11 protein-coding genes are annotated in these 11760 nt (G+C 31.5%); 7 read left to right on the top strand and 4 right to left on the bottom strand.

Annotated features, from left to right (window positions below):
• Window positions 1-38: 38 nt before the first annotated feature.
• Window positions 39-1013: a metal-dependent hydrolase gene (locus LQ682_RS09975; protein WP_017000489.1), complete on the bottom strand. Its 975-nt coding sequence runs from the start codon at window positions 1011-1013 to the stop codon at window positions 39-41.
• Window positions 1014-1105: 92 nt separating this feature from the next.
• Between LQ682_RS09975 and mutY the strand changes: the two genes are divergently transcribed.
• The 4 genes from mutY (at window position 1106) to LQ682_RS09955 (ending at window position 6243) form a co-directional block, all read left to right on the top strand.
• Window positions 1106-2143 (top strand): A/G-specific adenine glycosylase, encoded by a 1038-nt coding sequence (gene mutY / locus LQ682_RS09970; protein ID WP_103269095.1) that lies wholly within the window; start codon window positions 1106-1108, stop codon window positions 2141-2143.
• Window positions 2144-2218: 75 nt separating this feature from the next.
• Window positions 2219-2773, top strand: a complete 555-nt coding sequence (ntdP, locus tag LQ682_RS09965; RefSeq protein ID WP_017000491.1) for a nucleoside tri-diphosphate phosphatase — start codon at window positions 2219-2221, stop codon at window positions 2771-2773.
• 66 nt (window positions 2774-2839) lie between these two features.
• Entirely contained in the window at window positions 2840-4579 is a 1740-nt protein-coding gene (locus LQ682_RS09960; RefSeq protein WP_017000492.1) for an ABC transporter ATP-binding protein, read from the top strand.
• A 68-nt stretch (window positions 4580-4647) separates the two neighbouring features.
• Entirely contained in the window at window positions 4648-6243 is a 1596-nt protein-coding gene (locus LQ682_RS09955; protein WP_103269096.1) for an FMN-binding glutamate synthase family protein, read from the top strand.
• A gap of 77 nt (window positions 6244-6320) precedes the next feature.
• Here LQ682_RS09955 and LQ682_RS09950 read toward each other — a convergent pair whose 3' ends face one another.
• Both LQ682_RS09950 and LQ682_RS09945 read right to left on the bottom strand, forming a co-directional pair.
• On the bottom strand, window positions 6321-7415 hold the full coding sequence (locus LQ682_RS09950; protein ID WP_017000494.1) for an FUSC family protein: 1095 nt from the start codon (window positions 7413-7415) through the stop codon (window positions 6321-6323).
• Window positions 7416-7510: 95 nt separating this feature from the next.
• Complete coding sequence (locus tag LQ682_RS09945; RefSeq protein ID WP_017000495.1) at window positions 7511-8797, bottom strand: glutamate-1-semialdehyde 2,1-aminomutase; 1287 nt, start codon at window positions 8795-8797, stop codon at window positions 7511-7513.
• A gap of 84 nt (window positions 8798-8881) precedes the next feature.
• On the opposite strand from LQ682_RS09945, the gene bcp reads away from it, so the two are divergent.
• From bcp to perR, 3 genes are all read left to right on the top strand, one after another.
• Window positions 8882-9340, top strand: coding sequence for a thioredoxin-dependent thiol peroxidase (gene bcp / locus LQ682_RS09940; protein ID WP_017000496.1), 459 nt, complete (start codon window positions 8882-8884; stop codon window positions 9338-9340).
• Between the two features lie 23 nt (window positions 9341-9363).
• On the top strand, window positions 9364-10299 hold the full coding sequence (locus tag LQ682_RS09935; RefSeq protein ID WP_239724227.1) for a phosphoglycerate dehydrogenase: 936 nt from the start codon (window positions 9364-9366) through the stop codon (window positions 10297-10299).
• 78 nt (window positions 10300-10377) lie between these two features.
• A complete protein-coding gene (gene perR / locus LQ682_RS09930) occupies window positions 10378-10836 on the top strand; it encodes a peroxide-responsive transcriptional repressor PerR (protein WP_017000498.1) in 459 nt (152 codons plus the stop codon).
• 31 nt (window positions 10837-10867) lie between these two features.
• Here perR and LQ682_RS09925 read toward each other — a convergent pair whose 3' ends face one another.
• The gene (locus tag LQ682_RS09925) at window positions 10868-11287 is read right to left on the bottom strand and encodes a YgzB family protein (protein ID WP_017000499.1); all 420 of its coding nucleotides are present in this window, start codon (window positions 11285-11287) and stop codon (window positions 10868-10870) included.
• Window positions 11288-11760: the final 473 nt, after the last annotated feature.

Genomic DNA, 11760 nt, shown 5'->3' with positions numbered 1-11760 from the left:
ATTTTTTATATGCTGAACTTTCTCGTGTCATATATTAATTATACTTCTAATTTTTTCATTAATTTTTCTTCTGTAAAGACCCAACCGATATATGAACTTGTGACTTTCATATCGTCATCTAGTAGTAGTATCGCAACGAATGGATAATGGCCATTTTTTAAATATCTTAAATCGATGAACCTTAATTCTGTCGTATGTTGATCTACTCTAGTAACTTCCCATCTATATATTGAACTGAAGTTTAAAAATGCTCTGAGATTTTTGTCGAATTTAGCATGTTCCATAATATGGTCGTTAGGGAAAGCTTGTCTTTTGAAGACATCATTAAATGAAACGTTACGACCGTAGCTTCGTCCAACATAATCGTGCGTTTCAGTTTGTATCGCAATGCGCCATTCCATAAAACGAATGGTTGGAGCTACGAAAATTTTCACTGGATTATGCTCTTGTTGGATTTGTTTTAAAGCTTGTTTCTTGATAGCATCTTGTAATATGAATCGTATCGCATAATAAAATGCCAGTGCAAGGTATAGTGTGCCGAATGCAACACCCGCATTCAATCCTAATGTCCAAAAAAGTATAGCAATCAAATGCGTAATGAATATGATAGGGTCGAAGGTATTTATAATACTTAATTGTATCCATTTGTTAGAAATTGGCCGGAGTGCTTGTGTACCATAAGAATTAAAAATATCTACAAAAACATGAAAGAATACAGCAAGCTGTGTCCATAACCAAATGTGTAATAAATTAACACTTGGAAATATAACAAATATTAAAAATGATAAAATAAGTGGCCATAATAATGTAAAAGGAATAGAATGCGTGATTCCTCTATGGTTTTTTACATATATAGCATTATTTTTAAACTTCAATACTGTATCTATATCAGGAATTTGAGAGCCAACCATAATACCAGTTGCAACTGCTGCAAACGTTGGTGTTACGTTTGGATCTAACGTTGCAAGGCCAGTTAAGGCTACACCCATAACGACATGTGTTCCAGTATCCATAAATTTCACCTCTTTACTTTAAGGTATATGATATATATTATATAGCATAAGTATAGAAATCTTAAAGCAATTAACCAGAAAGTAGTGTCAAAATGTTAGAAATAAATGAATTTAAGCACGATTTACTTAAATGGTTTGATGAAAATCAAAGACAAATGCCTTGGAGAGAAACTAAAAATCCATATTACATTTGGTTAAGTGAAGTGATGTTGCAACAAACTCAAGTTAATACTGTAAGACCATATTATAATGCTTTTATAGAGCGTTTCCCTACAATTGAAGCATTAAGTACTACAAATGAAGAAGATGTCCTTAAATATTGGGAAGGTTTAGGTTATTATTCACGGGTTAGAAATTTTCATGAAGCGGTCAAAGAAGTCCACAACAAATATAATGGGAAAGTACCTGATGATCCAGAAAGCTTTCAATCCCTTAAAGGGGTAGGTCCATACACTAATGCTGCTGTTATGAGTATCGTACATAATCATCCATTGCCGGCAGTGGATGGAAATGTATTGAGAGTTTGGAGTAGGTTAACTTGTAACGATGCTGATATTGCTCAACCTAAAACTAAAAAATTGTTTGAAAAAGAATTGCAACCATTCGTAGAAACAAAGTCTGGTGATTTTAACCAAGCGATGATGGAACTAGGCGCTACAATCTGTACACCTAAAAAGCCTATATGTATATTATGTCCAGTTCAAAAGCACTGTGAAGCATTTGCAGAAGGTGTTGTTTCAGAATTACCAGTTAAGAAAAAGAAAATTAAGAAAAAAACAATTGATTATGACGTACTTTATATTACGAACCGAGAAGGTCAAATCCTTATACGTAAAAGAGATACTAAATTATTAAATGGTATGTGGGAATTTCCAATGTTTGAACAAGACACAAGTATTGATGCTATTGAAGATGAACTTGATGCTGTCATTACGATAGAAAATGAACCTGTTATACAAACTAAACATGTATTTACGCATATGACTTGGAATATGAAAGTATATAAGGCATACATGCAAAAAGAAAATATTAAACTACCTTATAAGTGGATGAACAAAAACGAAAAAGATACTTTGTCATTTTCTACATCAATGACTAAAATTTTCACGCAAATGAATCAATTACTTTAACTAAAACATTATTTTAGATTATTTATTGAAGTATGATATAATAGCTTGGTAAATATTTAAAAGGTGGTGTGGAACATGGTCAAAGAATCCATACCAAAAGAAGGCCAAGTAATTAAGGTTCAAAGTTATAAACATGATGGTAATATACATCGTGTATGGTCTGAAACAACAATTCTTAAAGGTACGAGTCATGTCATTATCGGTGGAAACAATCGTACACTCGTAACAGAAAGTGACGGACGAACTTGGGTTACAAGAGAACCTGCGATTGTTTATTTCCATGCTGAATATTGGTTTAATGTCATTTGTATGTTCCGCGACGACGGTGTTTATTATTATTGTAATCTTTCTTCACCATTTGTTTGTGATGAAGAAGCAATTAAATATATTGATTACGATTTAGATATAAAAGTGTACCCAAGTGGGAAATATCATCTCTTAGATGAAGATGAATATCGTCAGCATATGAAACAAATGAATTATCCAAAAGATATTGATACAATTCTACGAAGAAATGTTGATATTCTACAACAATGGATTGAAAGGAAAAAAGGACCATTTGCGCCTGACTTTATTAAAGTTTGGCAAGAAAGATTTCATTCTATTGATAGACATTATCCAGGAGAATGAAAAAATTATACAGCCTAGCGATCTGCTAGGCTGTTTCGTTTTGATATTATGAATGGGGGAACAAAAATGATCAAAAGGTATTTACAATTTGTAAAGCCATATACTTGGCATATTGTAGGTACGATTATCATTGGGATTTTAAAATTTGGGATTCCTTTATTATTACCATTATTAATAAAATTCGTTATTGATGATGTAATAAATAATGGTGCACTATCAATTGGGCAAAAAACTGAAAAGTTAACTTATGCACTATTAATTATGGGATTTATATTTATAGTTTTAAGACCACCAATAGAGTACTTTAGACAATATCTAGCGCAATGGACATCTAACAAGATTTTGTATGATATTCGTAAAAAATTATATACACATTTACAGGCTTTGAGTTCAAGATTTTATGCGAACAACAAAGCGGGTGAAGTAATTTCACGTGTTATTAATGACGTTGAACAGACAAAAGATTTTATATTAACAGGGCTTATGAATGTTTGGCTAGACTTAGTAACAATTGTTATAGCATTAAGTATTATGTTTGTTTTAGATATTAAATTAACTTTTGCAGCAATTGCAATTTTTCCACTATTCATCTTTAGTATTTATTACTTCTTCGGAAAGTTAAGAAGGCTAACTAGAAAAAGATCACAAAGTTTAGCTGAGCTTCAAGGTTTTCTACATGAGCGAGTTTCTGGAATGTCTGTGATTAAAAGTTTTGCTATTGAAAAAAATGAAGAAAAAAGATTTGACGAACGTAACCGTAATTTTCTAACGAAAGCTACTGAACATACATTATGGAACGCTAAATCATTTGCTGTCATCAATACAGTAACAGATTTAGGGCCATTGTTAGTAGTAGGTATCGGAGGATTTTTAGTTATAAATGGACAATTAACAGTAGGGACTTTAGCAGCATTTGTTGCTTACTTAGAACAACTTTATGGACCGTTACGTAGACTAGTTTCTTCATCAACAACGTTAACTCAAAGTATTGCTTCTATGGACAGAGTTTTTCATTTATTTGATGAAAAATACGATGTTAAAAATACAGAAGATGCCGAACCCATTAAAATTACGAATGGTGATATTGAATTTGAAAATGTTTCATTTAAATATAATGAATATGACGATGAAGTGTTACATCAAATTAATTTAAATATTAATAAAGGTGAAACAGTTGCATTTGTGGGCATGAGTGGCGGCGGTAAATCTACATTAATTAGTTTGATACCTAGATTTTATGATGTAACAGAAGGTAGAATTATGATAGATGAACATAACGTTAAAGATTTCACAACAGAGAGCTTACGTCATCAAGTAGGCATGGTTGAACAAGATAATATTTTATTCTCGGATTCAATTAAAGAAAATATATTATTAGGTAAACCAGACGCGACTGAAGATGAAGTCATTGAAGCAAGTAAAAAAGCTAATGCTCACGACTTTATTATGTCATTGCCTAATGGATATGAAACAGAAGTAGGAGAACGTGGTGTTAAACTTTCAGGTGGACAAAAACAACGTGTATCTATTGCGAGAATATTCTTAAATAACCCACCTGTACTGATTCTAGATGAAGCGACAAGTGCGTTAGATTTAGAAAGTGAAAAAATTATTCAAGATGCACTTGAAATATTAAGCGCTGAAAGAACGACTTTAATTGTTGCGCATAGACTTTCAACAATTACGCATGCAGATAAAATAGTCGTTATACAAAATGGAAATATTGAAGAAGTTGGTTCGCATAGAGAGTTAATGGAAGCTAGAGGCAGCTACTTCAATTTATACAATATACAATCTTTCGAGTAAAATTACATCCCCCTCTATCTAACTATGATATTATTAAGTTATCATAGTAGAAAAGAGGGGGAATTTTTATGACTTTTCTAAGTGTATTACAATTAATTGTGAACATATTATTTTTTGTTATTATAATTGGATTGTTAATCACGGGGGTAACGCTTTATATAATAGACAAAAGACAAAAACATCATAGCGTATTAAGAAATTATCCCTTACTAGGGAGAGCAAGATACTTTTTAGAAAGTGTTGGGCCAGAATTAAGACAATATCTAATATTAAATGATAACGATGGCAAACCATTTTCTAGAAAGCAATATTTAAATATGGTAATGCCAGGTAAATATAAGAGTCGAATAGAAAGTTTTGGTTCTAAGAGACAATTTGAAGAACCAGGTTTTTATATTCAAAATTCTATGTTTCCTATAGATGTTGATGAATTAGAAATAAATCAAAAAGATATGATGTCTACTTATATTTATAATGTTGATAATGAAGGGTTATTTGATAGAAAAGAGTCACAAGTTAAAAAAACTGTAGAACCTTATAAATTAACGGAAACTAATGAAATGGTAATTGGTCCAGAATTAAAGCATCCTTTTGTAGTAAATAGATTAGTAGGCCAATCAGGGATGAGCTACGGTGCACTTGGTAAAAATGCTATAACTGCATTATCTAAAGGCTTAGCAAGAAGCGGTTCTTGGATGAATACAGGAGAAGGTGGTTTAAGTGACCATCATTTATCCGGAAATTGTGACGTCATTTTTCAAATTGGCCCGGGATTATTCGGAGTAAGAGATAAAGCAGGTAACTTCGATGAGGATGAATTTATAGAGAAATCTAAAATAGAACAAGTAAAAGCTTTTGAACTAAAATTAGCTCAAGGTGCAAAAACAAGAGGCGGGCATATTGATGGCAAGAAGATAACGAAAGAAATTGCTGAAATTAGAAACGTGACGCCATATGAAACTGTTAACTCACCAAATAGATTTGAATTTCTACATAATAACCTAGAGCTATTACAATTTGTTGATAAGTTAAGAAATCTATCAGAAAAACCTGTAGGAATTAAAATCGTAGTAGGTAATATAGAAGACTTAAAAGATTTGATAAGCGAAATGTCAAGAAGTGGAATCATTCCTGATTTCATTACAGTAGATGGTAGTGAAGGTGGGACAGGGGCAACTTTTCAAGAATTGACGGATACAGTAGGATTACCACTGTTTACTGCTTTACCACTGCTTGACCTAGAACTCAAAAACAACGGAATTAGAGATAAAGTAAAAGTATTCGCTTCAGGTAAATTAATTACACCTGATCAAATTGCTATTGCATTAGGATTAGGCGCAGATTTAGTCAATGTTGCAAGAAGTTTGATGATTAATGTAGGGTGTATCATGGCACAACAATGTCATACTAATAATTGTCCGGTTGGTGTTGCAACTACTGACCCTAAAAAAGAAACAGCATTAGTCGTATCAGAGAAAGAATATAGAGTGTCGAATTATATTGTAAGCTTGCATGAAGGATTATTTAATTTAGCAGCTGCAGTTGGAGTTAAAAGTCCGAATCAAATAGAAGAAAAACATATACTCTATAGAAGTTATAATGGGCACGTGTTAAATGGTATACAGTATAAAAAATCTTTATATAATGAAAAAAGAGCAATATAATAAAAGAGACGGAGACATAAAAGTGTCTCCGTCTCTTTTTAAGATAAGTGTTAATATTGTAGCTTTGCCAGTCAAACTTATAAATCGAAATCTTCCTCAGCAATTTCTATATCACTATCTTCAGGGTGGAATTTAAAGTAACTTGATGAAAGTCTATCTAAATGTAAAATACTAGATTTGTAATCCAACATTGCTGAAATGACTTGCATTATGTTTTCTATATCATAATCATCTTGATCAGGGTTACTTGTGATTTCTTTAATGAAAATATCCATTAGCTCTTCTTTATATGGTTCTACTAGATGATCAGGCACATTATCGAGTTCGTGTTTTGCTTTTTGTGAGATACGAACGAGTATTTGTTCATGTAATGCCATCAATTCATCTAATTCAAATTTCATTTGTACTTTAAAGTCATCATCTAAATTATGAATATCATTTTCATACCGATTCATTTTTCTCAATACTTCATAGGCTCGCCTAGTTGCCATGATAGCTTCTTTAAATAGCACCTTTTTGCGCATTTGAGCAAATGCTTTTTTCTTAGAATAAGCTCTCTCTTCTTTATAGAAAAGATAAAACTGTTCTAACTTTACAATACGAGTTCTAATATTTTCTAAATCTTGTTTAACGTAATGAAATTCTGTTGTACCATTTAATACTAATCTGAACCATTTAAATATATCTGTAGAGATATTTAAAGAGTTATAATACATTTTAGTTTCAAATTTTGGTGGTAGAAAAGCAAAATTCACTATGAATGCACTTGATACACCTATCATAACGAGAGCAAATCTGTAGAATGCAGAAATATAGAAGTCGCCTTCATGATGCCCAAGTATGATTAAAGCTGTAACAACGGCTAAATTAGAAACGTGTTGTAAATTAAATTTATAAAGTATTGAAATAATAATAACCGCAGTAAGACCAATAAAGACTACATTGTTACCAAAAATAGAGAATATGGTAATGGCAGTAACCGCACCAATGATATTACCTTGAAATTGTTCTACTACTGTTTTAAATGATCGATAAACACTTGGTTGCATAGCTACCATTGCTGTAACCCCAGCTATGGAAGTAAGCATGACTGAACCTGGTAGTAAATTTGCTAGAAATATAGCAAGGACAATTGCGATACCTGTCTTAAATATTCTTGCCCCAAATTTCATAGAACCATTCCTTTTTGTTGTTGAAGAAAGCTTGTAACTTTATTCACAAGTCTATTATATATAGGTTATACATTGTTTTTAAACAATTTTCAAGTTTATAGTTGAGATAAAGCGATATCTGCTGCTTTTATAGTTTCTTTTATATCCTCTTCAGTATGTTCAGTTGTTAAGAACCATGCTTCATATTTAGATGGAGCCAAATTGATACCTTGATTTAGCATAGATTTAAAGAATTTAGCAAACTTCTCACCATCTGTGTTTTCAGCTTGAATGTAATTTTCAACTTTTTCATCAGTGAAATAGATAGTCAAAGCACCTTTAATACGATTAATTGTAGCTTTAACATTATGTTTTTCAATTAATTCTAGAAGACCATCTTCTAATTGTTTACCTAGTTTATCTAAATAATCATATACATCAGGTTGTTCAAGAACTTCTAATAATGCAATTCCTGCTCTCATTGATAATGGATTACCAGCCATTGTACCAGCTTGATAAGCTGGACCTAAAGGTGCAACATGTTCCATGATTTCTTGTCGACCGCCATAAGCGCCGATTGGTAGTCCACCACCAATTACTTTACCAAAAGCAGTTAAATCAGGGTATACGCCCAGTAAGTCTTGAGCTGCACCATAATGGAAACGAAATGCTGTAATCACTTCATCGTAAATAACTAAGCCACCATGTTCGTGAGTAATATCATTTACAGCTTCTAAAAAACCTTCTTTAGGTTCAACCATACCAAAGTTACCTACAATAGGTTCAACTAGAACACCAGCAACTTGGTCGCCCCAATGTTCCATTGCTTCTTTAAATGATTCAATGTCATTGAAAGGAACTGTTATTACTTCTTGAGCTACACTTTTTGGTACTCCTGCGGAATCAGGCGTTCCTAATTGAGCTGGACCACTACCCGCTGCAACTAGTACTAAATCTGAATGACCGTGATAACAACCAGCAAATTTTATAATTTTATCTCTTTTTGTATATGCACGCGCAACTCTTATTGTAGTCATTACAGCTTCTGTACCTGAGTTGACGAATCTAATTTTTTCTAATGAAGGGATAGCTTCACGTAGCTTTTTAGCAAATGTAATTTCATATTCAGTTGGTGTACCTAGTAGTACGCCATCTTCTGCTGCTCCTTTAATAGCTTCAGTAATATGAGGATGAGCATGGCCTGTTATAATAGGGCCATAAGCTTGTAAATAATCTATGAATTTATTTCCATCTACATCATATAAATAAGCGCCTTTCCCTTTTTTCATAACTACAGGTGCTCCACCACCGACCGCTTTATATGAACGAGAAGGGGAGTTAACGCCACCTAAAATATATTCATCAGAAAGTGTCTGTAAATATTCACTATTTTTAAAATCCATTTTATCAACCTCTTTTGTTTTAATTATTTTCATATATATCGTATCATAAAATTAAGTATCTATCGTTGATAAGGAGTGTATATGATGACAAAAATTGGTGACAAATTTCCAGATTTTAATTTAAAGAATCAAAATGGTGAAACAATATCTAGTGAAGACTTAAAAGGCAGTAAATCTATTGTGTATTTTTACCCAAGAGATAATACACCTACATGTACTACAGAAGCATGTGACTTTAGAGATAATTTAGAAGATTTTAATGAATTGAATACTAAAGTATATGGTATAAGTGGGGACAGTGAGAAGAAACATTCTAATTTCTCAAACAAACATAGCCTAAATTTTGACTTGTTAGTAGATGAAGATTATCAATTATCTGAAAAGGTTGGTGTATATCAACTGAAAAAATCTTTTGGTAAAGAATCAATGGGGATAGTTCGAACTACATTTGTTCTTGATGAAGATAATAAAGTAATACATGTTATTGAAAAAGTTAAAGTTAAAACACAAATAGAAGACTTAAAAAACTTTTTGAAGGAATGATATAAATGAAGGTAGTTGCTTTGATGAAATTGAAGGATCAAGAAGAAAGATTAGTAAATGCATTTCCTAAAGTTGAATTTACTTTCTATAAGCATCCAGAATTAGCTGATAATGATGTATTAAAAGAAGCGGATGTATTGGTAGCTTATCATAGCGAAGTAGATGAAACCTTTTTAGATAAATGCAAGAACTTAAAATTGATAGCGTGGTTTGCTACTGGTGTAAATAATTTACCACTCGATTATATCGACAAAAGAAGAATTAAATTAACAAATGCTAGAGGCGTACACGCAATTCAAATTGCAGAGTTTATTTTTGGTTACATATTTAATGATATAAAACTATTTAAAGAAACATATGAAGCGCAAAAGAACCATGAATTTAAACATAAGTTAAATCCCGGTTCTATCTATAATAAGACAATCCTATTTTTAGGGACTGGCAAAATTCCTGAAAGAACTGCACGTATTGCGAAAGCATTTAATATGAATGTGATTGGTATAAATACAACAGGTCACAAAGTAGATGAATTTGATGAAGTATATTCTATAGAAGAAAGAGGTAAAGTTTATCATAAAGCAGACTTTATTGTGAATGTATTACCTGAAACAGATAACACGGTACATTTATTAGATGAACAAGACTTCAAATCTATGAATGATGATGTACACTTTATTAATGTAGGAAGAGGAACTGTAGTCTCTGAAGATGTGTTAGTAAAAGCATTAGAAAATAAAGAAATACGACATGCTTCTATAGATGTTTTTGAAATTGAACCACTGCCTGAGGATTCAAAGCTATATGATATGGAAAATGTTACGATAACCCCACACATCACGGGTAATGACAATCGTAATATGGAGAGATGTGCAGATATATTAATAGAAAATCTCAATAAAATGATAGAAAATGATAATAGCGAGTTAAATAATGAAGTGAATATTCAGTCAGGATATTGATTAATTGTTTGACAAAGCACTGTTATAGGGGCTATATTATAAATAATAATCATTATAAATTAGAAGGTGGGTGAAAGGATGCAGCATAGTACAGAAGATGTTGAACATTTATTAGAAGATGCGATTGGAACATTGAGAAGTACAGGCGTAAGAATAACACCACAACGTCAATCTATTCTTCAATATTTAATAGAAGCAGATAGTCATCCTACAGCTGATGAAATTTATCAGTCACTTTCACCACAATTTCCAAATATGAGTGTTGCTACAGTTTATAATAACTTGAAAGTTTTTAAAGAAACTGGACTTGTTAAAGAATTAACATATGGTGATGCATCAAGTCGTTTTGATTTTGAAACACACAACCATTATCATATCATTTGTGATCAATGTGGAAAGATTACTGATTTCCATTATCCGAGATTAGATGAAGTTGAACAACTAGCTCAACATGTAACAAGTTTTTCTGTTACACACCACAGAATGGAAATATATGGTGTTTGTCCGGAATGTCAAAGTAAAAATAAAAACAAATAAAAAAGCTAAAGACTTTAGGTCTTTAGTTTTTTTATTTATGTTCTTCAGTATTATTATCCTGTTCGGCTTCTTCTAACTTCTTAGATTTACGTTTGTTGTTGTAATCTTGATTAAAAGTTTTTCCTTCTAAGTTCTTATCTAGAGTTAAAGGTTGATTACAATTTGCACAGATATCTGCTCGACCCAACATCTTAGTATATTGATCACAGTTTGGACATTTAACTTGTATTGTTCTCGAACTAAGCATCCCAATCCAGAAATAAACAATAAATGATAATCCTAATGCCAGCATACCAAGTACTAAGAAAATACTAAAAACAATTTGACTCTTGAAATAGTAAAAGAAGAATACACCTATATACATTATTATCATTCCTAAGAAGATTAATCCTAATGCAAAAGATCTTATTCTATTTATTTTACTAGTAGGTTTTTTACGAAATAGCTTCAATTCTATTCCCTCCACACTATTTAATACTGATAAAGTATAGCATATTTTCTATTATGATATATAGTGGCTTTTAAAGTGAAATAATATACATATTTGTTTGAATAAATCGTTGACGTTCTCTATATAACTTGATATTATAAAAAAGTCGTCGAAACACATAGACGAACACAACTTATAGAATTTGTTAAAAAGGTTAATAAAGTGTAAATTTGATGCTTGAATTTAACGAAATAACAATGTAATATAAATTATGCAAGTGAGTTACTTCGCAATTAACAACTTGAAAAGATTGTTTCTAGCGAAAAAACAAATTAAAACTTTTTAAAAATAAAGCTTGCATCGAAATAAAATAACTGGTATAATTGATTCTTGTAGCGGTTAAAAATGAACATTGAAAACTGAATGACAATATGTCAACGTTAATTCCAATAATTGAGTACTGAAAGTACTTCAAAGAGTGATTGGCTTAACCA

Source organism: Mammaliicoccus sp. A-M4 (assembly GCF_022386955.1).
Lineage (GTDB): Bacteria > Bacillota > Bacilli > Staphylococcales > Staphylococcaceae > Mammaliicoccus > Mammaliicoccus lentus.
Note: the sequence above shows the minus strand (reverse complement) of the source record. Positions and strands in the feature narration are given on the sequence as shown.